Here is a 26268-nt window from a genome sequence, read left to right on the forward strand (position 1 = left end):
ATATGTTTTAACCTTTGAATCATTTATTTTTCCTCGAAAGGTGCTAATTTTTCCCAATTAAAAATCACGCCTACTCCCGGATAATCTGGAGCTACTGCTCTGTAGTTTTCAACAACCAAAGGTCTCGTTGTATATTCGTCTATTGGAAAGCTGTGCACTTCTAACCAACCTGAGTTAGGTTGTGAGGACACTAAGCTTACATGCAATTCTTGCATACCATGAGAACAAGCTGGGATGTCATGTTTATCTGCTAATCTTGCAGCTGCCAACCAACCTGTAACACCACCACAATTTGAAGCGTCAGGTTGTACAAAGGATAATTTTGCTTGGTCAAAGGCATACTCAAACTCATGAATAGTATGCAAATTTTCACCCATGGCTAATGGGAATCCTGTGGCATCAACTATTTCCCCAAAACCCTTGTAATTGTCTGGAATAATTGGTTCTTCAAACCAAGTAATATTATGTTCCTTGAAGCCTTCAATAGCTTTAATTGCTTTTTCAACGGTCATAGAATAGTTGGCATCTACCATGAATGTTACATCTGGACCAATGTATTCTCTAACAGCTTTGATTCTATCTAAATCCTCTTGAAGGTCTTCACGGCCTATTTTAATTTTTACAGCATTGAAACCTCTTGCTAAATACCCCTTCATATTATCCAATAATTTTTCAATTGGAAACATTAAATCAATACCACCACAATACGCCTTACAAGTATTACCATGTCCGCCAGCCATTTTCCATAAGGGTTGTCCAGCTTTTTTACATCTAATATCCCAAAGGGCAATGTCAACCGCTGAAATTGCAAAAGATGCTATACCGCCGCGCCCTACATAGTGCACATGCCATTCTAAGAAATCATAAATACCTTCAATATCCGTCCCATCTTTTCCTATTAAAGCATCGGCAAAATCATGCTCAACCATGGCCTTAATTGAAAAGCCTCCTTTGCCACCTGTATAAGTGTAACCCGTACCCTCGCTGCCATCTTCGAGGGTAATGGTTACTGTAACTAACTCAAAATGGTAGTGGTCACCATGCTTAGCATCTGACATTACTTCCGGCAAGGGCACGGTAAACAGACGCGTTTTTACATTTGATATATTTGTACTCATTACTTTTTAGGATTGTGTCTTACATAGAACGTTTTCTTTTCTAAATACTGCTCAAAACCATATTTACCATCTTCACCGCCAGATCCAGATAATTTGTATCCATTATGAAAACCTTGATGTTGCTCGCCATGACCTCTATTTACATAGATTTCGCCATATTCTAGCTCGTCATTACATTTCATAATAGTGTTCATATCATTGGTAAACACCATAGCCGCTAAACCATATTCACAATCATTGGCATAGCCTATAACTTCATCAAAGGTTTTGAATTTTAATACGGGTAAAATTGGACCGAAAGATTCTTCGTGTACAATGGTCATGTCTTGTGTAACATCTGTTAAAACGGTAGGCTCAAACCAATAACCTTTTTCAAATTGAGCACCTGTTGGACGCTTTCCACCGGTAGCGAGTGTTGCACCTTCTTCAAGACTAACAGCTACTAAATGTTCCATATGCTTTAATTCTGAAGCATTGACTTTTGGTCCCATATCCGTATCTTCTAACATAGGGTCGCCTACTTTAATTTCTTTAGTAGCCGCTATGAATTTTTCCATAAATACATCATAAATATCTTCATGTACATACATACGTTCGTTACAGGTACAAACTTGTCCACAGTTGTCAAATCGAGAATGTAAAGCCGATTCAACTGCAGCGTCAATATCAGCATCTTCAAATACTATAAATGGAGCTTTTCCACCTAATTCTAATTGAACATGTGTTAAATTATCAGCTGCCTTACGAGCAATTTGCTGTCCAACAGGGGTAGAACCTGTCATAGTAACCATTTTAGTAATTGGGCTTTCTACTAAAGCATTACCCATGGCACGACCTGGACCTGTTAAGATATTAATTACACCTTTAGGAATACCGACTTTATTAGCAAGATTTCCAAGTTCTAAGGTAGATATTGGTGTTTCTGAAGTTGGTTTAATGACAATTGAATTTCCTGCAACTAAGGCTGGTCCTAATTTACGACCTGCTAGGGCTAGTGGAAAGTTCCAAGCGGTAATAGCAACAACGACACCGCGTGGTACCTTTTGAATCCAAATTTGTTCATTCGGGTTATCAGAAGGAATGATATCACCTTCAATACGTCTCGCGCCTTCGGCTGCATATCTTATAAATGAAGCGGTTACAGCAACCTCAAAACGCGCTACTTTTAATAGCTTCCCTTGTTCCTTTGTTAACAATTCAGCTAAATGCTCTGTGTTTGCATCAATTTCATCAGCCAATTTATATAAGAAATCAGCACGTTCACGAGCCGGTAATTTTTTCCACTCTTTTTGTGCTTTATCTGCTGCTTTTAAAGCTTCCAAAGCTTCTTCAGCTGTACCATTTTGTACTCTTGCCACAACTTCTTCTGTTGATGGACTAAGAATGTCTATAGTCTCTCCTGAAGTTGATGTTCTCCATTCACCATTAATAAACAATTGGTAATCTTTAATTTCTGCCATAATTTTTTAGTTAATTATTAATTTTTGGTTTTCTGTATTTATCCATTCTAATTGCTGCCTTACCTTCGTATCGCCTTTTTAATTGCCAAAGCGGTCTTTCTAAGGTTAATTCCCAATCGAATAACATTTTATATAATTCTCTTACTTTTTCGGGCTGTTTTGAAGCTAAATCATTAATTTCTGAAATATCATTCTCAATATGATATAACTCTGCAGGTCTATCTGGAAAACGAATGAGCTTATAATCGTGATGTCTAATTGCAGCTCTCGATTCTTTTTTCCAATATAAAGTTTCATGAGGTTTTTCTTGATTTCCTTTTTCTAAATACGGTAAAAGATTAACCCCATCTAGCCCCTCTATTTTTCTGAGATCGCCGCCTGCTAAAGACACAAATGTTGGAAACAAGTCTAAAGTGGAAATAGGATTGTTATAGACCGAATTCTTTTTCAAGGTTCCTTTCCAAGACATTAAAAAGGGAATACGAATACCGCCTTCTAAATGATTTGCTTTTGTTCCACTAAGAGGAAGGTTACTAGACCCATTAGAATCTGATGGACCTCCATTATCATTTGTAAAAACAATCAATGTGTTCTTTTCTATCCCTAAATCTTTTAGTTTTTGAAGCACCTCACCGCAAGCTCTATCTAGACCAATAGTCATAGCTGCTAATGTTCTTCGCTTCCCTGTTAAATGACTTGGTACTTTTTTTAAGTCGTCTTTTCGAGCTTCCATTGGTGTATGAACCGCATTGAAAGATAAATACACAAAAAACGGATTGTCTTTATTACGTTCCATGAAACTCATAGTTTCATTAGCTAAAGCATCTGTAAGGTATATCTCGCTTTCTTTGAAATTTTCAAAACCTCGTTCTAATTTTTTAGAAACAGATTCCTTTTGCTCTTCCTCAGCATATTCATAATAACTTCGCGCACCGTCTCTAAAACCATAAAACTCATCAAAACCTCTTTTTGTAGGATGAAAGCGGTCGGCATTACCCATGTGCCATTTTCCAAAAATTGCAGTTTTGTAGCCTAAATCCCTAAGATAATAAGCTACCGTCATTTGATTTAGCGGTAACCCCATTTCATCAGCTAACAAACCTGATGCACTCATATAGCCAGGAACATTATTCTCCTCAAATCCAAATTTTTGTTGATATTTTCCTGTTAGAATCCCTGCTCTTGAAGGACCACAAACTGCAGCCGAAACGTAAGCTTGAGTGAATTTTACACCACTTTTGGCTAAAGCATCTAGATGGGGAGTTTTGAATTCATTATTGCCTTGAAACCCAAAATCGGCATAACCAGCATCATCAGATAGAATGAAAATAATATTGGGTTTATCTTGAGCTGAAAGCCCTTGAATAGCAACAATTACAATCATTATAAAGAATAATGATTGTAATTGGTTAGCTATTTTAAGAGTTTTAAATTTCATTTATACTTGAAAAGTTCAATTATCTTCCCATCCAACCTCCATCTACTAGAGTGATTGAACCGTGCATATAATCAGATGCTTTAGAAGCTAAGAATACTATAGGTCCTGCGAAATCTTGTGGTTCTCCCCAGCGCCCTGCAGGAATACGTGCTAATATAGACTCTGCACGTTCTGGGTTGTTACGTAAAGCTTCGGTATTATCGGTTGCAATATAACCTGGTGCAATGCCATTCACATTTACACCTTTCCCGGCCCACTCATTAGCAAATGCCATAATCATTTGACCTATAGCACCTTTACTAGCTGCATAACCAGGTACAGTAATACCCCCTTGGTAAGTCAATAGAGAAGCCGTAAATATTATTTTACCAGAACCTCTAGCAATCATATCTTTTCCTATCTCCCGAGTTAAAATAAATTGGGCGTTTTGGTTCACTTCAATGACTTTATCCCACATGTCATCTGGATGCTCTGCAGCAGGTGTTCTTAAAATTGTTCCTGCATTATTTACCAAAATGTCTATTTGTGAATGATTCGCTTTGACCTCAGAGATAAAAGCGTATAAGGATTTTCTATCTGAGAAATCACATTGATATGCTGTGAATTTCTTTCCAAGCGCAGTAACTTCTTTTTCAATGGCACTACCTTCTATTTCAAGAGTAGCAGAAACCCCAATGATATCTGCTCCAGCTTCAGCTAAAGCAACGGCCATGGCTTTTCCTATACCTCTTTTACAACCTGTAACAATCGCTACTTTTCCTTCTAAATTAAAACTATTTAAAATACTCATTTTTTATTCTTTTGAGCAAAATGCCATTGGTCTTTGGCTTTTGCTGATTATTATGAAATGCTATCGGTTATCCGCCAATAGTTGTGTTATAATTGACAATCCATTAGAACTTTAAGTCCGTCAGGGTTTTTGTCGATATTTTCAAATACTTGTTGAATATTTGATAGTGGTTGTACGTCTGTAATCATCGCCTCAAAGGGTAATTCATTTGCCGTTATTAAAGCAATTGACTTTTCGTAATCTTCTCTTTCATAAACGCGAGCGCCAATTAGTTTTAATTCCTTCCAGAAGAATTTGAACAAATCAATAGGTTTCTTTTCACCATGTATAGCCACCATTAAAATTCTTCCACGAATTCCTGCAACTTCCGTCATGACATCAAGAGCAGGCTGCACACCAGCAACCTCAAAAACAACATCAGCTTTTCGTCCTTCTGTTTTACCATGTACATAATCTACTAAGTCAACTTCTAAAGGACTTACCGCATCAAAACCTAATTCTTTAGCTTTAGCGATACGAATAGGGTTTACCTCTGAAATAATAACTTGGGCTCCTACTTCTTTGGCAACCATAGCTACCAATAATCCAATAGGACCACCGCCTAAAACAACGGCTGTTTCTCCAGCAACTAATCCGCTTAAGCGCACATCATGTGTGGCGACAGATAGGGGTTCGATTAAAGCCGCTAGTTTTAAATCTGTATTTTCTTTTAATTTATGAAGCGTAAACGCAGGCACATTCCAATATTGCTGCATAGATCCTGGGCTATCAATCCCTATAAAATTCAACTCTTCACAAATATGATTAAATCCTTTATCAGAAGGTTTGGCTTTTGAGTCGTCTAAAGGGCGAACTACGACCTTATCTCCAATGGCAAATCCTGAAACTTCTGCACCCACTGCATCAATAGTTCCAGACATTTCATGCCCAATAGTTTGTGGCATATCTACTCTTTTATCCATCATACCATGATAGATATGTACATCAGTACCGCAAACTCCGGAGTATGCTACCTTAATTCTTACGTCTTTTGAAGCTGGTTCTTCAACTTCTTTTTCGACTACCGTGAAGGTTTTATTGCCTTCATATTGTGTTGCTTTCATTTTGATAAATTTAGTTTCAAATGATAAACTATTTTCTTATTTGAAACAAATATAAGAATTAAGCGTAAAATCAGCCAAATAAATTCAAAATAATTTGTTCAAATATGAATTTAGTTTCAAATAAGGAATTTTGTATAAATTTCCTGACCCAAAAATAATGGTCTGACTTTCAGTTATTAAAGAATTGTAATTATGGGCTTACTGACCTAAATACCCAAGTTTTGTTGAAATTTCTAGGGCGTATTTTGCTACGGTTTTACCCTTAGCCTCAAATTCATTATGAGGCAATCTACCATGAGGTGCAGTAATCCAGAGTGCTGCCACAGGATAGCCGTATTCATTGAAAATAGGAGCGCCTAGACAGTGAATTCCTTGTATGTCTTCGCCGTTATCAATGGCATAGCCAATCTCTTTAACCTTTTTTAATTGCTCCTTGAATTCAACCTTAGAAACGATAGTGTTATCGGTGAACTTGGTAAAGGGCATTGCTTTCAGTATTGTGGTGGCCTCTTCTTTAGGCAGGTTTGCTAAAATTGATTTGCCTCCAACAGAGCTATGTAAGCTAAATTGGGTGCCTTGTTCTACAAAAAGTTTCACTGGGTATGATGAAGAAACCTGTTCTAGAATAGTACCTTTTACACCTAGAATAACCCCAAGCATAACAGATTCTTTTAATTCATCTCTAAGCGCACGCATAACATCAATAGACATTTCTACAATGCTTTGCTCATTCATAGACGAAATTCCAAGAGTCAATAGTTTTCTTGAAAGTGTTATCTTTTTAGTTGTTTCGTTTTTCTGAAGATAATTTTTAAAAATAAGTGTACTAACTATTCTAAAAGCGCTGGACTTAGAAATGTCTAATTTTTCAATAATCTCAGCCAATGTTAAGCCTTGCTTGTAGGTTGCTAATAGTTCCATGACCAATAGTCCGCGCTCTAAATTAGGGACATTATAACTTGCTTTTGAATCTACATTAGCTTTACTCATTTTTATTTTTCTCGTACAAATATATTTAACACTATTCTGTTGACCAATATATTAAATAAAAGACAGAATGAAACTCATTCTGTCTTTTTAGCTGTTAAAATTATTTTATTTTTTGTCTTCTTTTGACTCTCCCTTAGCGGTATGAGAGGTTTTTCTGTGTGAAGTAAATCGCATGATACTTTGGTAATCACCATTATTATAAATGTGTGATAATCCCCAACGTAATATCTCTGTTGGTTCTTTTTCATTATCGGCGGTTCTATTCAACCCAATGGCATGGGCATCAACGCCTTTTAAAACTGACATTATTTCAAAATTGATACCATCTGGAGCCCACTGTATGGTGTTTTTTTCTGGTCCATCGGTTGTAATTAAAGCTGCAATACCGCCGTTGTAAGGCCAAACACAAATTTCATGACCACTATTACTAATGGGGTTATATGGCGATTTGATGTAGGGGCCTAGAGGATTATCTGCTATTGCCACACCGTGGCGTATTTGTCTCCCTCCAAATGTAATTTCTTCTCCCATTTGTTCACCTTTGTAATAAAGGTAAAATTTCCCTTTAAAAGGAAGAATGCAGGGGTCATGTACTTTATGGCTATCAAAATCTCCTTTTTTTATTACAGCATGACGGTCTTGCTTTTCACCTTTCCATATGCCGTTGTCTGCAGGACTTAATATAGGTTCTTTACTTTTTGTCCAAGGACCATCTGGTGAGTCTGACCAAGCTAAACCAACTTGATTTTTTACACGCACATTATAAGGTGATTTTACGGTTTGATAACATAAGTAATATTTGTTTTCATGTTTCATGATTTCAACAGTAAACACTGAACGGTCATCATAGGCGCCTTTTTCACCTCTAGGGACTGCCAAGCCTTCTTCTTTCCAAGTAATACCATCCTCAGAAGTAGCATACCAAATATCACAACGGTCCCAAGGGAATACTTTGTCGTTTTCAATATCTCCGGCAAACCCTTGCGTTTTTCCCGTACTTCTGCTATACCAGACATAATATTTGCCATTTTCTTTAATCATTGCACTAGGATCTCTCCTCACAACACCTTCTTCATAAGCAAAATCACCTTTTAAGGGCTCAAGTTTTCCAAACTCAATAAACCATTCATTGCCCAATTCAGTAGGCCATTTCAGGGCTCGCTTTGAAGCCGCACTAAGATGGTTCACATCTGTAATTCCAAGGTGATCTATTTGTTCAGCAGTGTATTCTATGGTGTTTGTGTTAGCGTCTTCTTTGGATTTCTCCTTTGTATTTGATGTGCAGCCTACTACCAATAGGGTCATTAAAACAATTGAAAAGGCATTTCTTTTACTCATTTGGTTTAGTATTATTTAGTTTGCTTGTTGTCTATATTGATGTAAAACTAATCATATCATGGATATTAAAGTAGCACAAATGATGAAATAACTAGCTTGTATAGTTTATGTCAAGTTTAAAACTAATAATAGTTCTTAAATTAAGTAACCCTAAAAAGCCGCTAGTATGAATGAAATGTTTATGGAAAACAGTAGCGCAATAAATTTCAATCTATTTTTAAGACGAGACTAAGGTAGTTCACACGGATTCCTGTTAAGGCTTTAAAGTTTATTTATATAAACATAATAGGCTACATTTTGTTCATTTTCTTGATTCATAAAGTGTGCTCTAAATTTTGTTTTTCCTGCTTTTAAATGGGTCTTGAAGTTTATAGATTCTGCTCCAGCAATTACTTCAGCCTGTTTTGAAAATGCATTTTCGAATTGAATAGACGCTTTTGTGTATTCAAGATTTTTCCCCTTTGGAATATTAAATTGTAAACCTTTAACCTCTTCTGTTGTAACTTCTGGAATTGTTTGGTTAATGGGTAAATTTGATTCAATAGGGTAGCGTCTTAGTGAAATTTCATAATCCGCTTCTTCTTGGATTTCAAGCGTCCAATATCCAGAACCCACATTGCCATTTCTAATTTTTATTTGATTCCAAACATAATTATCTTTTGATGAGTGGACATCATGCGCTGTTAAGGTCACAGGGTTTTCGTTTGGGTTTCCTATTTTAAAAAAGATTGGTTTATCATAATCTACAGATGTTTTAGTCCACCATGCGTCATAAAAAGCTCTCATTTTTCGAACTTGTTCCGGGTGTTCTTTTGCAATGTTGGTTGATTGACCTTGATCCTTTTCAATATCAAATAACTCTTTACCATTAACCAATCGCCATTTGTTTTGCATTACTGAACAGTTTTTCCATTTCACAGGTTCTTGTACCCGCTGCGAATCTGTGATCAGCATCCGGTTTCCAATATTGTCATTGTTTTCAAAAACGGACACAAGACTTTGACCATCAATAGGTTTGTGGTTTTTAGGTAGGTTTATGTTACACAATTCAGCTAGGGTGGGTAAAATATCAATTTGAGCTGTTAACTGGTTAATATCTTTTGGCTTTGAGATATTGCCGTTTTTCCAGTGAATAAAAAACGGTACCCGATGTCCGCCTTCATACTCGCTGCCTTTTTTACCTCGCATTCCTGAATTAAAACCTGTAACTTTTCCTTTAGAATTATTGTAGCCAGCAGCCGTACCGTTATCAGTCATAAAAATTAATATGGTATTGTCAGCAATATTTAATTCTTTTAGGGTATGCCTTAGTTTTCCAAAATTGTCGTCTACATTAGTAATCATCCCGTAAAAGCGCTTTTGAGTGTCTGTTAAAACATCATTTGGTAAATCTTTATACATATTGTAATATTCTAAAGGTACGTTGTAAGGGCCATGAGGGGCATTGGTAGATATGTAGCAAAAAAAAGGTTGGTCTTTTCTGTCCTTTATAAAATTAATGGCTTCTTTAAAAAAGACATCGGTACAATAGCCTTTATAGGGCGTTGGCTTTCCGTTTTTGAAATAAGTGTCATCAAAATAATTATTATTCCAATAGTCTGGTGTTTGCTGAGCGCCGCCGCCATAATGCATTACAGTTTCCTGAAAACCACGATCATGAGCTCTAAAAGGATAGTTGTCGCCCATATGCCATTTGCCAAAGGCTCCAGTGGCATATCCGTTTTCAGAAAACATATTAGCCAGAGTTTTTTCTTGTTCTCTTAGTAAAGACCAGCCACCAACGGTGTGCCATACGCCTGTACTATTGGCATATCTGCCAGTCATTAAGCCCGCCCGAGTGGGGGCGCAGGTAGGGTTTACATGAAAATCTGTAAGGTGATAACTTTCTTTATAAAATCCATCAATATTTGGTGTTTTTATTACATCATTTCCATGAATGCCAATATCACCATAACCTTGATCATCTGTAATTACTAAAATGACATTAGGTTTTTCGGTTTTAATGTTATTTTGTTTTTCTGCCTTATTACAACTTAGAATTGTTGTACATACAATTAAGAATAAAAAGAGTGTTTTCATTATGCCGTATTAATGGTTTTACTACCTTTTTTATTTGAAAAAAGTTAAAAAAAGGTGTGTCAATATTTTATTAATCCTAATTAAATAAGATTGATCATTTTAGTTTGGTTATGTCTTATTTTTATCTGTGGTTAAAAGTATTTAATAATTATATCAAGTTATAGTCCCTCTGACTTTTAATACATATCATATGTCCATATATGTATAACTAAATTTAAATACTACGGTCCTAAACCTATTATGAAGTCAAATTGCTTTGCTTATAATTTTGATTTTTTTTGTTATGTATTTCTTTGGGTGATTAACATTTAATAAGGAGCGTTAAATCAGGCTTTACTTTAAGGGTGTTGCACATCAATTTCTGGCATTTTTTGTTTTATTATTGTCTTATGAATAAATATTTGCACTGTTTAAAACATATATGGTATAATCATCTATTTTGCTTTACGATCTTTACTTCTTAAAAATTAGTATACAATGAATGCCATTAAGATATTCTTTTATTTTCTTTTCACCGTTGTCCTCTTTTCATGCAATTCTAAAGTATCTCAGGAAAGTAAAACTCAAAAACAGCCGAATATATTGTTTATTATGTCTGATGATCATACCACTCAAGCTTTTGGTGTATATGGGAGTAGATTGGCCGATTTAAATCCAACTCCAACATTAGATAAAATCGCGAATGAAGGTGTAATCTTTGATAATTGCTTTGTTACCAATTCTATTTGTACACCAAGTAGAGCTACTATTATTTCAGGACAGTATAGTCAGGCAAATGGGGTTTTAGACCTTGAAGGTTCGGTAGAAACAAGTAAGCAGTATTTACCAATGGAAATGAAAAAACTTGGTTATGAAACTGCTTTAGTAGGCAAATGGCATTTAGAACACAAACCAAATTTCGATTACTATAATATTTTTACTCAGCACCATCAACAAGGTTCTTATTTTGATCCCAACTTGACTGAAAGTGGCATGAATTATAAACCATTTGCTGAAATGCCAGGCTATGAAGGTAAAGTGTATAAAGGGCATAGTTCAGATGTAGTCACTGATATTACTTTGAATTGGTTGAAAAACAAACGCGATAAGAATAAGCCTTTTTTTCTGATGCATCAATTTAAAGCGCCGCATGACGATTTTGAATATGCACCACGTTACAAAGATTATTTAGCAGATACTAAAATACCTGAACCTGAAAGTTTATATGATAATGGGAATAATGGTTCAGTGGCTACGCGTGGCATTAATGATTCCTTAATACACGATATAGGGTCTTCTGTGTCCAAGCGAAATTCCATTCGTCATATGGGCATGCGTTTGTGGAGTGATACTTATATTAAAAGTAATAATCCTGATTTTGATACAAATCAGGTGAAAGGTTTAGATGATGATGCTTACACCAGTGCTACATACCAAGAATATTTAAAGCGCTATTTAAGATGTGTAAAAGGTGTTGATGATAATGTTGCTCGTCTCATAGCGTACTTAAAAGAAGAAGGCCTTTATGATAACACTATTATTGTGTACACGGGAGATCAGGGGTTTATGTTGGGTGAGCATGATTATATTGATAAAAGATGGATGTACGAAGAATCTATGCGTATGCCTTTCTTTGTTAGATATCCCGAAAAAATAAAGCCTGGAACAAGAACGGATGCTCTAATAAACAATGCTGATTTTGCACCAACTTTAATAGATTTAGGAGGCGGTAAAGCACCAGAACTTATGCAAGGGCATAGTTTTAAACAGATTTTAGAAACAGGAAAAGAACCTGATAATTGGCAACAGTCAACCTATTACAGGTATTGGATGCATATGGCACACGCCCATGCTAATCCTGCTCACTTTGGAATAAGAACTAAGCGGTATAAGCTTATTTTTTATTATGGTAAATATTGGGTAGATACAGATAACCCGCAGGCAGAATGGAATACGAAAAGTTGGGGAAATAGATTTACCATGCATACACCAGTGGCTTGGGAGTTTTATGATTTAACTAAGGATCCAAAGGAAATGAATAATGCTTATAATGATGTGCAATATAAAGCAGTTATTAACGATTTAAAAAATCAGCTTCAGGCAAAGCGCGCAGCATTACATGAAGATGATGGTGATAAATTCGCGCATATTCAAGAAATTATTGATAACCATTGGAACGACTAATCCGTGAACTCCAAATAAATTGGTTTTAAACAATGGATTGAGAAAACTATAAAATGAAATTTATAAAACTACTACTATTAGCAACGTTTGTACTAATTGCAGTTTATGCTTGTAAGGAAGAAAAAAGGAAGGCGTTAATATTAAACAAAGCACCAAAGTATTCGGCGGACTGGGAATCTTTAAAAAAGCACGAAACTCCAGAATGGTTTTTAGATGCTAAATTTGGCATTTATTGTCATTGGGGGCCTTATAGTGTCCCTGCATATGAAAACGAATGGTATTCACATTGGATGTATGTAAATGCAGATAATCCAGAAGCCAAAGAAGGGAAGGCTAGTGATTTCTATAAATATCATGTGGAGACCTATGGACCTTTAAATGAGTTTGGGTATAAGGATTTCATTCCTTTGTTTAAGGCAGAGAAATTTGATGCCGCTGAATGGGCTGACTTATTTAAAAAGGCAGGAGCCAAATTTGCCGGTCCCGTTTCTGAACATGCAGATGGATTTGCCATGTGGGATAGTGATTTAACTGAGTGGGATGCCAAAGACAAAGGACCTAAACGTGATATAATGGGCGAATTGTCTAAAGAAATACGCAAGCGAGATATGAAGTTTATTGCAACATATCACCGCCATTGGTTGTTTGGTTGGTATCCCACTTGGGATGAATCTACAGATGCATCTAATCCAGAATATGCTGGATTGTATGGGCCTAGATTAAAAAAGGGGGATAATAAAATGCCAAGAAGTAAGCATGAAATAGACAATGGTATTGATCGTTATTATCCTGTGGCAGATCAAGAATTTAATGATGATTGGTTAAATCGATTAAAAGAAATCATTGATAAATACGATCCAGATTTAGTTTGGTTTGACAATAAAATGGATGTGATTTCTGAAGCACACAGAAAAGCGTTTTTAGAGTATTATTATAATCATGCCGACAAAACAAATAAGGAAGTTGTTGCTACTTATAAGTTTTATGATTTTGCTGAAGGATCAGCTGTTTATGATTTGGAGCGTGCTAGAATGCGTGATAAGAAGGATTTTCCGTGGTTAACAGATGATTCTATTGATTGGAAGGCTTGGTGTCATATTGATGACCCTAATTACAAAACGACTAACAGACTTATTGATTTTTTAGTAGACGTTGTAAGCAAAAATGGCGCTGTTTTGTTGAACATAACACCAAGAGCAGATGGCCTAATTCCTGAGCCTGTAAAGAAGCGATTATTAGAAATGGGAGAGTGGCTAAATATAAACGGCGAAGCCATTTATGGAACTCGAACTTTTGAAATTTATGGAGAAGGAGATGCTGAGGTTGTTGAAGGTCATTTAAGTGAGATCAATAATGCCGATAATACGGCAAAGGATATTCGATTTACAACCAAAGGAGATGTTTTGTATGCCATTGTTCTTGATTGGCCACAGGGCGAAGAGTTAATCATTAGATCTTTAAAAGAAGGAAATACATTGTATTCTCGCGATATTGAATCTGTTCAATTACTTGGTCATAAAGGGCATTTGGAGTTTGATGTTGATGAGGCAGGGCTCAAAATAAAATTGCCTAATAAAGTAGGCGAACATGCTTTTTCTTTCAAGATAACGCCAAACGAGTAAGAATAAGGATAGGGCATTGTTTTTGCCGTGGTGTTAAATTTCGTTTACATGTATCGCAAGCTATAGATAATGTAAAATATACGAATTGACTCTTTGGTTGTCTAAATACCTCTTTTTTCACGCTAAGCTTAAAAGAATTTCTTGTTTAATTCAATTAAAATAATTCCGCTTAAGCCTTAAGGTAACCCAAATAAAGCATCAAATTTGTTAGTGTTGACCATGGGGGTGACTATCGTTCGTGTAACGCAACACTTTTGGTGCTCCGGATCCTCTTGCATTTATAATTTCGGTCTTCCAAACACTTCGTAATTCATTTAACATTCCTGAGTCATTTGAATTATCAATTCGATTGACAAGTTCGTTAGGGTCCTCAGATAAGTTATATAATTCTTCGTAAACCGGTTGCTCGCCCTGTATTGGTGCTTCTATATAATTTCTGTAAACAGCGATATCGGGGTCATGCACCGCGTAAAGCATTTTATTTTCTTTTATACCCAGTTGTTTTGCAGTAGCTATTTTTTTACTTGCCGAAAAGGTGTTGTTTTTGTAGTATCTAATGTATTTCCATTCTTTGCTTTGAACAGATTCACAGCGCGGGTTCCCAAATTGTGTTGACCAAAGGTTTTCGGTAAATACATACTTTCTAGGCTCCTGATGATTTCCATGTATAAGGTTTGTAATGTCCTTGCCTTGAAACTCAACTGGAATTGAAATATCAGCCATAGTTAGCATTGTTGGAGCAATGTCAATACTCTGCACCAAAGCATCACTTTTAAGACCTTTGTTTTTCCTTTTAACCATTGGATTCATAACGATAAGAGGAACGTGCGTGGTTTTTTCGTAGCATAATGATTTACCACCTAAACCTTGTTCCCCCATAAATAATCCATGATCTGAGGTGAAAATAATAATGGTGTTCTTTGCTATATTAAGATCCTTAAGTTTGGTTGTTAGGTTGCCAACTAGTCTATCAATGCCATGCATGGCCTGATATTGCCTTATTAGACGTTCTTTTAAAGCATTGGGGGTGTCAACAAAGCTATAGCTCTTTTGTCTATCTTCTACTCTTAGTAAATTGGCTGGTAGTTTTGGTTCGACTATATCAGCTTTTGCAATGTAATTACCGGGCAATGCAATATTCTCATCTCTGTAGCGTGTTTTGTAAATGGCGTCATCAGTATCTCTTAATGCCATTGAACTTGTTCCGGCACTGTGCGGTAAATTAAAATTTACTGAAAGCATAAAAGGCTTTTCTTCCGGTCTTTGTTCTAAAAATTGAATGGCCCCTTTTAGGCGTCTTTCATTATTGTCTAAAAAGTCATTAATACCTTCATTGATAACTTCCGGTTGCGTAGAGGCTAGGGCATCGTTAAATATCTTATGTCTGTCTTTGGGATAAAAACCAATATGTCCGTGACCAGCATACCAATAATCAAAACTTTCTTCCATTAAACCACCCGCATAACCGCCTTCACCTACGGGGGCGTGATTTTTACCAATCCAACCCGTGTAATAACCCGCTCTTCGCATCACCATGGGATAAGATTGTTCCCAAGCCTCTTGCGATACACTGGTTCCAGAATTAAAATTCACCCCATGTTTACGTTCAAATTGACTTAATAAAATTGATATTCTACTAGGGGTACAAATAGCACTGGTAATATGGGCATTAGTAAATAGAATGCCTTGCTCAGCTAGTTTGTCAATATGTGGCGTTTGTACCACACTATTACCCGTGCAGCCCAACATGCCGTATGATTGATCATCGGTTAAAATAAATATTATATTGGGCTTCTCTTGAGCAAGAATCAAATTTATTCCCAACAGGAACCAGATAACAATGGTTTTCATGTTTAATTTATTATGTTAGTCCTTATGTGCTTCTACGTCACCGCCAATATCATTTTCCGTATAGCCTTCTAATACAATTTTGAAGGAAAAAGCGAATTTAGAAGGATAGGACTTTGGTGGTTTTATAATTAATCCTTCTTCAGTTCTTTTCCATTCTATTTTTTCGTTGCTTCCTAAAAGCGTAATATCCTCAATTTTGGAGTTTAAAACACCAATTTGAGTACTTAATGACTTAATTATTATCTGATCTTCGGGCACATCCAAAACAATGGCATAGAATTCTTTATCGGATTTTTTTGTAAATCTAATATCCTTATTGGTATACTCTATTTTATGTTTTTCTACTTTATGACCACCTTCTGGTAATCTAGTAGGTCCTTCACCAAATATAGTCCATGGTCTTGTACTATAAATGGCATCCCCATTTATGGCTAACCAATTCCCGATGTTTAAAAGTAAGTCTTCCATGACTTGCGGAATGGTGCCATCTGGATTTGGTGGCACATTTAAAAGCATGAGGCCATTTTTAGAAACAATGTCAACAAGTATATCTACAAGTTCGTTAGCTGTTTTAAATTTGGCATTAGGTCTATAAAACCAAGCCCCTGGAGATGTATCTGTTAGCCAAGCTGGAGATTTGGGTTGATTAGGTCTACCTCTTTCATAATCTTTCACAGCTGTGGTAATTGGGAATGTACTTTCTTTATAAGCCACAGCAACTTCTTTATTCCATTCTAAACCTTTGTTATAATAATAAGCCAAGAATTCTTGACGGCATTCTTCAGTCATATTTTCTAACCACCAATCAAACCATATTAAATCTGGCTGATAGACATCAATATACTCTTTTAATTTAGCCCACCATTCTTGATAAAAACGGTCATCGGGTGTATTAGATTCTAGGGCATGTGGACTTGTATATAAATCATAATCTTTTGGGTTTATATTTCCATGAGCGTGAGCTGGAGCGAAGAATTTCCAAGTAAAAGCATGATGAAAAGAAGCCATAAAGCGCATCCCATTGGCTTCAATGGCCGACTTTAAATCGGCTGATGGGTCAATGCCACCATAGTTTTTCGAATTCCATCGCGTCGCTTTACTATCCCACATGGCAAAATTATCATGATGCATGGCTACAGGTCCGGCAAATTTAGCTCCTGATTTTTTGAACAAATCCGCCCATGTTTTTGCATCAAATCCAGAAGGGTCAAACTGTTCAATTATATGTTTATAACCGTATTTTTTAGGATTCCCATACTTCTTTTTATGATGTAAGTAATTATTGCTTGGTTTTCCGTTATCGGTGGGTACTTTTTTACCATCTTTATACATTAGCATACCATGCCAACCACCATAATGTTTATCTGGATCGATACCCGAAAACACCGAAGAAGCTGGTCCCCAATGGGCGTAGATGCCAAATTTAGCATCTTGAAACCATGCAGGTACTTGATTAACGGTGGCCAAGGATTTCCAGTTTTTTTGATATTTTTCTTGAGCACTTAACATGCTATAAAAAGTACAAGTAAGAATAATTAATAAGGTGTTTTTCATTTTAGTTTGATTGAAATTTTGAAGGTGAAAGTCTTTTTTAGCTACACGTTTTAATCTTAAAAATCATGAGGTCACCTTTTGCTTTTTTGATTTTGTATAGCTTCCTCAAATGTATAGTTAGATTGTTTTAACGAGGTTTACAAATGAGTATTTTTATAAAACGTATGTTCTTTATAAGGTTCGTAATAGTATTTTTAGCTCTATTTACATGTTGTTTAGTTTTGATGGAGCGCACATAGTGTTCATCGTTAAAGACGGAACTCTTTTGTAGGTAGCTATAATTTTTATATGGCTAATACCATCCCATTTTTTTCATAACTGCTCCATCAATAGGAGAGACTTCTGTGGTTCATAGGTTTGCATTTTGAAATGATCTTTTAATGCACTAGTTATATAGAAAATTGAATGTTGACATGTAGAATCATTGTATCCTACGAATAGTGGATTTTAGAAGTTTTTTGTTAAATATTATTAATTAAATCATTTGTTGTAGAGATAAAAACAACAGTTAAATTGTTTTAATGAAGTAGGGTATAATTTTACGAAAGTTCCTATTATTAACTGTTTTGTCTATGTTTAGTTAAAACAAATACATTGACCCAATGCGTATACATCCTTTATTTTATGCTTTAAAGATTTTTGTTCCAACCGCGTTCATTGCTTTCTTTTCTATTGTTGTTTTACTCGGTTTTAAATCAAATATCGGGCTAGATGTTCAGGAAAGGCCTAATATAATTGTAGTTCTTACTGATGATCAAGGGTGGGCAGATGTTGGATTTAATGGCGCCACAGATATCCCTACGGAACATTTGGATAAACTTGCGGAAGAAGGGGTGATATTTTCTAATGGCTATGTCTCGCACCCATATTGCAGCCCTTCAAGAGCCGGATTATTAACGGGTAGATATCAAGCAAGGTTTGGACATGATTGCAATATGCCATATCAAGGTGAAAATGATGATACTATTGGAACGCCACTTAGTGAAAAGATGATTTCAGAAGCCTTGAAAAAGCATGGTTATACAACAAGTGCTATTGGAAAATGGCATGTTGGTGACCATCCAAATCTACACCCAACAAACCAGGGGTTTGATCATTGGTTTGGTTTTCCTGGTGGCGGGATGAATTATTGGGGTATGCCAAATGGACCTCTAAGAACAGTTTATAGAAATGGGGTAGAGGTGCCTCAAAATGAATTGTCTTATTTAACCGATGATTTTACAGATGAAGCCATAGGTTTTATTAAAAAAAATGAAGACCGTCCGTTTTTTATATATCTAGCCTATAACGCTCCTCATGCTCCAAATCATGCGCGTAAACAGTATTTAGAAAACACAAAACATATAGAATATGCGGGTAGAAGTATTTATGGAGCTATGGTAAATGCCGTAGATCACGGTATAGGTAGAATAGATTCAACATTAGTGGCTCATGATATAAAGGACAATACGGTAATTGTATTTTTAAGCGATAATGGCGGCAGGATAGAGTATGCTGATAATAGGCCGAATAGAGGGCATAAGGGCATGCTATTTGAAGGCGGTATTAAAGTGCCTTTTTTTATGAGCTGGCCAGATGGGCTTAAGGGAAATCAACATTATGAACAACCTGTGTCGTCTTTAGATTTATATCCAACATTATTAAATATCGCTGGAGGTCAAGCGGCATCTGAAAAACAACTGGATGGGGCAGATTTGATGCCTTATTTAAAGGGTGAAAACAAAGGAAAACCGCATGATTTATTATTTTGGCGTTCGTCCGGTGGATTTGAATATGCGGTAAGAAATGAGCAGTATAAGCTTTATAAAAGTGCCTACAAGGATAAGGTGTTACTTTTTGATTTGGAGAACGACCCTTTAGAACGTCATGATATTGCTGATGAAAATCCAGATTTAATAGCAGCCTTAAAGGCCGAATACCTGAAGTGGGATTCTAAAAATATAAAGCCCGGATGGTTTGATCCTCATGCAGAGAATGTAATAAAAGAAGAGGCCAAAGTTAAAAGTGAAAGAAATAAATCATTAAGCCCAACAGAGCGGGACTAAAATTGCATAGCAAAAATACTTAGTTTTTATCTATGTGCTTCTAAATTAATAATTGATTAAATTCAAAGGTGACAAGACTGCTGGTATTAAAGAGAATGTCCCTGTTTCAATAGAATAAAAGTCCGTAAGAATAATCAAACAACACTGTAATTGATATGATGACTTTTCAAAATAGAGGTCCTAAATCGTCTAAGTTATATTGCCTGCTATAGCGCTTTTGGTCTGACCATTAAGACATATATTATAGACGCTATTCAAAAACTTGCAGCAGTTAAGTCAATAGATCATGGTGCTTAATTCTCAAACTGTGTTGTTTGTTTTGTTTATTATTCTAATTAGAATTTACATTATTCTCCTAATAATAAAGCCATTTAGCCAGATAGCCTCTTTCTCGATTTTATTTTCAAATTCCAATACAACAGAATGGTTACCATCTGTTTGGAAGGTAGATTTAATTGATAAAGGCTTGCGTTCCCCAGTATTACCGTTATCATAATAATCCACAATATGATCATCAGATGTTCTACTGAAAACACCATTTATATCTGTTATACGCACATTAATATTATTATTCAATTTACCTTTTACGGCATGATGAAAGGTCTCTATTTGGTAGGTTCCCTTATCTAAACCATTAATTTTTAACGACAGACTGCCTTCTTGAATATAAACACCATCTGATCCCATGAAACTTAGATCTCCTAACATACCATTATTGGCTTCCCAGTTTATACTTTTGTCCGAATTAATTTCAACGCTAGCATCATAATCAACAAGCTTGTATTGTAGGTTTTGTGTGGTATTTCCGGTCCATTCTAACCAGTCAAATTGAACCAATTGTTTTTCTCCTCCTAAATCCACTCGGGTAATAGGGAAATCATAAATGGCTAATGCGTTATTAGCAATCTCATTTGGATTATAATATGATGTTGAAATTGTTGCTTTTGCAGATTTTAGTTTAGACGATTTAGCGGTAATAGTAATATTACCTGGGTTTTGATGGCCCCTTAAATAAATGGATGCTACACCATTATGGGGTTTAGCTGGATTGGCGTAAATTTCGCCGTTATCTAAGAGTTCACCATCACCTGAGACAGAAAACTCAATGGCATTATTTGCATTAGTAACTACTTCATCATTCTCATCTAGAATATAAGCATGCACTAATCTTAAATCTGACCCACCAGCATAAAATGGTTTGTCTTTAATATTGAACTCTATTTTTAGATGATGAGGTTCACCTTGTTTTTCTCTTGAGAATTCGGTTATTTTTTCACCATTGGTATAGCCAATAGCTTTTAATTTTCCAGATTTCCAATGAAAAGGAAATGTGAAAGAGGGATGGTTTAAATTAGATTTTGTGATATCATTATCAGGATGCTGTTTGCTTATTAATTTGTCGTTATGGTATAGTGCAACTTCTTGACAGTTACTGTAAACTCTGACTTTTCCATCTTTTGAGGCCGTTTCGTCAGCGATATGAACTATTGGTTTATGGACTAATTCAGATTGGTACCAATAGTATACTGGTTTAGGCAATCTATATGGTGATAGAACGCCATAGGTTGTCATGAAATCGCGTTTCCATTGATCATCAACAATGTCTGGTTGAAGATGGTTATAATCAGCGCCTAGCCATGTTATAGCAGCAAAATTGTTTTTATTGCTTTTATATCTTGAAATATGAAATTGATTAACTTCAGCATTGGGAGAACTACCGTGCTCCATTACCATGGTAAACGCATTTTCAGGAAATTCAGTGCGTCTGTAATCCATAGTGGCATAGATATCGGTAATCCCTTCATTTTTTGCAGCATTCCAAGGACTAGAGGCAGAAGCAGTTAATCTAAAGGGGTCTTCTTCTTTTGCAACGGTTTGCATTCTAGGTACAGGACCTCTATGATTTATACCAGCACCCCAAATAATAATGGAGGGGTGATTTCTGTGATTTCTTATCATGGTTCTTGTTGCGCTCTCTAAATTTGAAAACCAAGAATCATCGCCCCATTCTATCCATGTTGAAGGCTCTTCATAAATTAAAATGCCTAATTCATCGCAAGCATTAATAAAGGCATCGTCTTGAGTATAGTGCGACAAACGAATAATATTTAGTCCTGCTTTTTTATATTGCAGGGCTTCATTGTAGTGGAATGAATTGGGTACGGCATCTCCTATGTTCGGATAGCTTTGATGTCTATTTGCCCCAATCAAAAAAAGAGGTTCACCATTCAGAACAAAACCTTTGCCTTTTTCTAAAGAAAATTTTCGAAAACCAAAAGTGTTTTCCACAAAATCAACAGGTTCATCATTAGCATAAATTACTGAATGTGCACGGTATAAATATGGCGTATCGGGTGACCATAAGTGGTAATTGTCTTCAATAATGGCAGATTGTCTAAACGTGTATGTTGTGTGCGCTTTAATTTCTGTATTGCTGATTAGTTCCTTAATAAGGTAGCCATCAGCATCTATAATCTGGGTCACTATTTTAGCTTGTTTGGAGTCTGCGTTTTCATTTTTAATCGTAGTCTTTATTGTAACCGTACCATTGTTTTTATTTACTGTAGGCGTGGTTATATGCACGCCAGCATTAAAGGCTTCCCAGTTGTAATTAACATGAAGTTTGTTTGTGGTTACCAGGTATACATCTCTATACAGACCTGCATATTTTACATAATCAGTGCGGTGTGGGTCTGGAGGTATTACCTGACTGTAGCTGTTGTCAGCCTTTACAGTAATGGTATTTTCCTCATTAAGGTATACATAATCGGTAATATCAAAATGGAAAGGGACATAGCCATTTATAGCATGGTGTCCAACCTTTTTACCATTGACCCATAACTCTGTTGCATTGTGTACTGCTTCGAACTCTAGAAATATTTTATCCTCAGGATTCGCTTTAATTTTTAGTTTTTTTCGGTACCAATTAATATCACGTAAATAGTTTTTTTGAACCCAAGTCTCTTTAATGCTATCCATTTCGTATGAAAATAATTTGGGGGTATGCGGGATTGAAACCTCTTCCCAAGAATTGTCGTCAAATTCTAGGTTACTTGGGGAATCAATAAAATCCCCTGAATGAAATTTCCAATTGTAATTTAAGTTCAATTTTGTCCTGTTTCCTATTTCATATCCAACAGGTAAACCTTCAGTTTGACCTAAGATAGAACAACTAATTAAAAGAATGACTAGAGATAAATTTTTAAACATTGTTGTGATTCAATTACGATTAGATTTCGAAATTAGGTGTTTGTAGTTATTTTCACTGTGAGAAATATGCAGAATACTATAACATATGGCTTATAATATACCAGCCCTTACAAAAGGGATGAATTCATTAGCTTAATCTGTTTTAGATGAACAGTAAATTCACCATATTGTAGCTAATATTTATTGTAATCATTGAATGCATATTAAGACCGATGAAAAGCTTTAATAGTGTTTTTAAGAAAATATTTAGCGGGGATTGTATTATATTTTTAACTTAAGCCTCTTTAAAAGATTTCATTAAAAAATATGCTCCTTATTGAGATTATAACAACTAAAAAAACTAAATAAATTTTGAAAAGACGCTCATTTATTAAAAAAACAGGAGTTGTTGCATCAGCAGTGGCTTGCTCTTCTTATGCTTATGGAAGTTTGTTATCTAATGCTAATATGCATAATAAAATAAATATTGGAGTTATTGGAACCGGGGACCGAGGCGGTGGATTGACGTCCATAATTAACTCTATTGAGAATATTAACGTCATTGGCTGCTGTGATATTCTTCCTTTTAGATTGGAGCATGGACTATCAAAGGCTAATTCCAAACCCATTGGGTATTCTGATTATAGGAAGTTGCTTGACAATAAGGATATTGACGCAGTGCTTGTAGCAACGCCCTTTAGCACACACTCAAAAATTGCTATAGATGCCTTGGATGCAAATAAGCACGTGTATTGTGAAAAAACCTTGGCTAAAGGAAACAGCGGCATACAATCATTAGTAAAAAAATCCAATCAATCAAATAATATATTTCAAACGGGGCATCAATACCATAGCTCTAGACTATATACGCATGTTGTTGATTTGATAAAACAAGGAAAGGTTGGCAAGATTAGTGCATTTGAATGCCAATGGAATCGTCATGGAAATTGGAGAAGACCAGTGCCTGAGTCTAAATATGAGAAGGCCGTAAATTGGAGAATGTATCGCGAGTTTTCTGGTGGACTAACTGCCGAATTAAGTTCACATCAAATTGATTTTGTGAATTGGGTATTAGATGAAGTTCCTTATCAAGTTATGGGTGTTGGCGGTGTTGATTACTGGAAAGATTCAAGAGAAACTTTTGATAATATACATTTAACATATAGTTACCCTAGTGGCGTGAAAGCAAAATTCACCTGTTTAACAAGTAATGCTAAAAATGGTTATGAAATAAAGGTAATGGGTGATAAGGGGACTATTATTATTGATACGCATCGCGCTTGGTTTTATCCTGAAGGTCAAAAAAATAAGGTCATTAAGGATGTTGATGGTGTTAGTGGTGCTACAGCTCAGTGGGATGAGAATAAAGGATATCCTATTAATGTGGAACATTTAGAACCTAGCAAACAGGCATTGCTTGATTTTAGAGATGCCATTATAAATAATACTCAGCCAAAGTCTAGCGTGTTAACCGGAGCAAATACGGCTACATGTGTTCAGATGGGACTGGATGCCATGTATAATAATACCGTAGTACAGTGGCCAAAAGATTTATGATTAGATTGTTTTTTAAGGGGTGAATACCTTTATTATTAACAAAGTATGTGTTTCCTAGTAGGGAATAAGGATGAGTTTCTAGGTATAGAATAATCAAGTACAGTTTTGGAAAATTTATATTATGAAGAGACATAGTCTATTGATTTTATTAGTTTTTGTTCTTTTCACTTGTTCCTGTAAGCAAGAAAAGAAAACAGTTGTAGTTCCAAAGAAAAAACCAAATATTATTTACATTTTAGCTGATGATTTAGGGTATGGTGATTTGGGCTGTTATGGTCAAGAAAAAATACAAACACCCCATATTGATAAACTCGCAGCAGAAGGAATAAGGTTTACCCAGCATTATAGTGGTTCCACGGTTTGTGCACCGTCCCGTTCAGCATTAATGACAGGACAACATACAGGACATACACCAATACGTGGTAATAAAGAATTGAAAGGGCAGGAAGGTCAAACACCCCTACCTCATGCTTCTGTGACTATAGCAGAAGTTTTAAAAAAGGCAGGATACGTTACGGGAGGATTCGGAAAATGGGGATTAGGATTTATTGGTTCTGAAGGGGACCCGAATAATCAAGGTTTTGATGAATTTTATGGTTATAACTGCCAAAGGATGGCACATAGATATTATCCGCCATATCTATGGAGAAATCGCGAAAAGGATAGTTTAAAGGGGAATAATTGGATAGATACTGTGACCTATGCCCCCGATAAAATACAAGAGGAAACTCTTCAGTTTATTGAGAAAAATAAAAATAAACCTTTTTTCGCGTATGTCCCTATTGTTTTACCTCATGCCGAATTAATCTCCCCTAAAGATTCCATTCTTGCTAAGTATATTGGGAAATTTAGGGAGACACCTTTTAAGAATGCCAAATCTTCTGATTATGGGCCAGACTTGATTATAAGCAGATATTGTTCTCAGGAAACACCATATGCAGTTTTTGCCGCAATGATAAGTAGAACGGATGCTTATGTGGGGCAAATTATAGAAAAATTAAAAACACTTGGTCTGGATGAAAATACCATTGTGATGTTTTCAAGTGATAATGGGCCACATGAGGTTGGTGGTGCAGACCCCTATTTTTTCAATAGTTCAGGAGGGTTGAAAGGTGTGAAAAGAGATTTATATGAAGGCGGTATTAGAGTACCGTTTATTGTAAAATGGCCAAAAAAAATAAAACCAGGAACAACATCAAATCATGCATCGGCCTTTTGGGATATTCTGCCAACTTTGGCAGAGCTAGTAGGAGATCAAACGGTCATTAAATCTAGTGACGGCATTTCATTGTGGCCCACGCTTTTAGAGGAAGGTGAGCAACAGCAGCATGAATATCTTTATTGGGAATTTAGTGCTAAAGGTGGACGCAAAGCGGTAAGGAAAGGTAATTGGAAAGGCGTTTGTTATGATATTCATAAGAACGGTTATGATAATTTTGAACTTTATGATTTATCAATAGATGCATTAGAAACGCAAAATTTAGCGGAACAACATCCAGATATTGTAGTAGCATTAAAGGCGCTAATGAATAGCTCAAGAACAGAATCAAGTCTATTTCCTTTTAAATAACATGTTTTTTGTTTGGACATTCTTCACTGTTAATATTAATTCTACTAGCTTAAGTTTTATGGTTAATTATTGAAGATGCGACTTTTTTAAGCTCTTTTGGCTTCGTTGTTTATTTCTAAATAATTATTGGACTGAACCTAGTGAATCTCTCCAGTGTGTTTTTTTATCGGGTTACTTGTAATATTTAGAGAAATGTTATTCAAATAACAATAATTTCAATTTATAGATGATTTTATGGGAAGTTGATAGTGTTTGTTCTATTTGGTTTCTAGATGTTTTTTATGTTCTAACCATTTGTTTTAATATGTGTTACAACGTTTTGAGAAATTAATCAAGTGGGTGAATTATAAGTTTTATAAGGAAATCCTGGCCATTTTGTATTCAAGCATCACCAGTCACAA

General features: G+C 35.7%; 16 protein-coding genes. 5 read left to right on the forward strand and 11 right to left on the reverse strand.

The genetic code is table 11. The annotated features are described in order from the left end of the window. Window positions 1-23: 23 nt before the first annotated feature. The 8 genes from IE051_RS13795 to IE051_RS13830 form a co-directional block, all read right to left on the reverse strand. Window positions 24-1118: a mandelate racemase/muconate lactonizing enzyme family protein gene (locus IE051_RS13795; RefSeq protein ID WP_189361641.1), complete on the reverse strand. Its 1095-nt coding sequence runs from the start codon at window positions 1116-1118 to the stop codon at window positions 24-26. Then, window positions 1118-2578: an aldehyde dehydrogenase gene (aldA, locus tag IE051_RS13800; protein WP_282121985.1), complete on the reverse strand. Its 1461-nt coding sequence runs from the start codon at window positions 2576-2578 to the stop codon at window positions 1118-1120. Before aldA ends, IE051_RS13795 begins: the two co-directional genes overlap by 1 nt. A gap of 10 nt (window positions 2579-2588) precedes the next feature. Then, the gene (locus IE051_RS13805) at window positions 2589-4016 is read right to left on the reverse strand and encodes a sulfatase (RefSeq protein WP_189361643.1); all 1428 of its coding nucleotides are present in this window, start codon (window positions 4014-4016) and stop codon (window positions 2589-2591) included. A gap of 19 nt (window positions 4017-4035) precedes the next feature. After that, window positions 4036-4800, reverse strand: a complete 765-nt coding sequence (locus tag IE051_RS13810; RefSeq protein ID WP_189361813.1) for an SDR family NAD(P)-dependent oxidoreductase — start codon at window positions 4798-4800, stop codon at window positions 4036-4038. Between the two features lie 92 nt (window positions 4801-4892). Next, complete coding sequence (locus IE051_RS13815; RefSeq protein WP_189361645.1) at window positions 4893-5909, reverse strand: zinc-dependent alcohol dehydrogenase; 1017 nt, start codon at window positions 5907-5909, stop codon at window positions 4893-4895. 198 nt (window positions 5910-6107) lie between these two features. Next, window positions 6108-6899, reverse strand: a complete 792-nt coding sequence (locus IE051_RS13820; RefSeq protein ID WP_189361647.1) for an IclR family transcriptional regulator — start codon at window positions 6897-6899, stop codon at window positions 6108-6110. Window positions 6900-7004: 105 nt separating this feature from the next. After that, window positions 7005-8237, reverse strand: a complete 1233-nt coding sequence (locus IE051_RS13825) for a glycoside hydrolase family 117 protein (RefSeq protein WP_189361649.1) — start codon at window positions 8235-8237, stop codon at window positions 7005-7007. Window positions 8238-8498: 261 nt separating this feature from the next. Then, entirely contained in the window at window positions 8499-10316 is a 1818-nt protein-coding gene (locus IE051_RS13830) for an arylsulfatase (protein ID WP_189361651.1), read from the reverse strand. Between the two features lie 477 nt (window positions 10317-10793). Between IE051_RS13830 and IE051_RS13835 the strand changes: the two genes are divergently transcribed. Both IE051_RS13835 and IE051_RS13840 read left to right on the forward strand, forming a co-directional pair. After that, a complete protein-coding gene (locus tag IE051_RS13835; protein WP_189361653.1) occupies window positions 10794-12479 on the forward strand; it encodes a sulfatase family protein in 1686 nt (561 codons plus the stop codon). A gap of 53 nt (window positions 12480-12532) precedes the next feature. Then, complete coding sequence (locus IE051_RS13840; protein WP_189361654.1) at window positions 12533-14101, forward strand: alpha-L-fucosidase; 1569 nt, start codon at window positions 12533-12535, stop codon at window positions 14099-14101. Between the two features lie 207 nt (window positions 14102-14308). Here IE051_RS13840 and IE051_RS13845 read toward each other — a convergent pair whose 3' ends face one another. Both IE051_RS13845 and IE051_RS13850 read right to left on the reverse strand, forming a co-directional pair. Continuing rightward, on the reverse strand, window positions 14309-15952 hold the full coding sequence (locus tag IE051_RS13845) for a sulfatase-like hydrolase/transferase (RefSeq protein ID WP_189361655.1): 1644 nt from the start codon (window positions 15950-15952) through the stop codon (window positions 14309-14311). A 15-nt stretch (window positions 15953-15967) separates the two neighbouring features. Further along, window positions 15968-17506 (reverse strand): alpha-L-fucosidase, encoded by a 1539-nt coding sequence (locus IE051_RS13850; protein WP_189361656.1) that lies wholly within the window; start codon window positions 17504-17506, stop codon window positions 15968-15970. A gap of 602 nt (window positions 17507-18108) precedes the next feature. Here IE051_RS13850 and IE051_RS13855 point away from each other — a divergent pair. Beyond that, window positions 18109-19551 carry a sulfatase-like hydrolase/transferase gene (locus IE051_RS13855; protein WP_189361657.1) on the forward strand — a complete coding sequence of 481 codons (1443 nt, stop codon included), beginning with the start codon at window positions 18109-18111 and terminating at the stop codon, window positions 19549-19551. Window positions 19552-19893: 342 nt separating this feature from the next. Here IE051_RS13855 and IE051_RS13860 read toward each other — a convergent pair whose 3' ends face one another. Then, the gene (locus IE051_RS13860; protein ID WP_189361658.1) at window positions 19894-22761 is read right to left on the reverse strand and encodes a glycoside hydrolase family 2 protein; all 2868 of its coding nucleotides are present in this window, start codon (window positions 22759-22761) and stop codon (window positions 19894-19896) included. Between the two features lie 351 nt (window positions 22762-23112). On the opposite strand from IE051_RS13860, the gene IE051_RS13865 reads away from it, so the two are divergent. Then, entirely contained in the window at window positions 23113-24297 is a 1185-nt protein-coding gene (locus IE051_RS13865; RefSeq protein WP_189361659.1) for a Gfo/Idh/MocA family protein, read from the forward strand. Window positions 24298-24418: 121 nt separating this feature from the next. Beyond that, entirely contained in the window at window positions 24419-25867 is a 1449-nt protein-coding gene (locus IE051_RS13870; protein WP_189361661.1) for an arylsulfatase, read from the forward strand. Window positions 25868-26268: the final 401 nt, after the last annotated feature.

Source organism: Algibacter mikhailovii, assembly GCF_014651495.1.
Classification (GTDB): domain Bacteria; phylum Bacteroidota; class Bacteroidia; order Flavobacteriales; family Flavobacteriaceae; genus Algibacter_E; species Algibacter_E mikhailovii.

Coding starts and splice junctions, on each gene's coding strand:
- IE051_RS13845 (WP_189361655.1), bottom strand. CDS start 15,952: ATGAAAACCATTGTTATCTGGTTCCTGTTGGGAATAAATTTGATTCTT.
- IE051_RS13820 (WP_189361647.1), bottom strand. CDS start 6,899: ATGAGTAAAGCTAATGTAGATTCAAAAGCAAGTTATAATGTCCCTAAT.
- IE051_RS13815 (WP_189361645.1), bottom strand. CDS start 5,909: ATGAAAGCAACACAATATGAAGGCAATAAAACCTTCACGGTAGTCGAA.
- IE051_RS13850 (WP_189361656.1), bottom strand. CDS start 17,506: ATGAAAAACACCTTATTAATTATTCTTACTTGTACTTTTTATAGCATG.
- IE051_RS13805 (WP_189361643.1), bottom strand. CDS start 4,016: ATGAAATTTAAAACTCTTAAAATAGCTAACCAATTACAATCATTATTC.
- IE051_RS13855 (WP_189361657.1), top strand. CDS start 18,109: ATGCGTATACATCCTTTATTTTATGCTTTAAAGATTTTTGTTCCAACC.
- aldA (WP_282121985.1), bottom strand. CDS start 2,578: ATGGCAGAAATTAAAGATTACCAATTGTTTATTAATGGTGAATGGAGA.
- IE051_RS13795 (WP_189361641.1), bottom strand. CDS start 1,118: ATGAGTACAAATATATCAAATGTAAAAACGCGTCTGTTTACCGTGCCC.
- IE051_RS13860 (WP_189361658.1), bottom strand. CDS start 22,761: ATGTTTAAAAATTTATCTCTAGTCATTCTTTTAATTAGTTGTTCTATC.
- IE051_RS13840 (WP_189361654.1), top strand. CDS start 12,533: ATGAAATTTATAAAACTACTACTATTAGCAACGTTTGTACTAATTGCA.
- IE051_RS13830 (WP_189361651.1), bottom strand. CDS start 10,316: ATGAAAACACTCTTTTTATTCTTAATTGTATGTACAACAATTCTAAGT.
- IE051_RS13825 (WP_189361649.1), bottom strand. CDS start 8,237: ATGAGTAAAAGAAATGCCTTTTCAATTGTTTTAATGACCCTATTGGTA.
- IE051_RS13870 (WP_189361661.1), top strand. CDS start 24,419: ATGAAGAGACATAGTCTATTGATTTTATTAGTTTTTGTTCTTTTCACT.
- IE051_RS13835 (WP_189361653.1), top strand. CDS start 10,794: ATGAATGCCATTAAGATATTCTTTTATTTTCTTTTCACCGTTGTCCTC.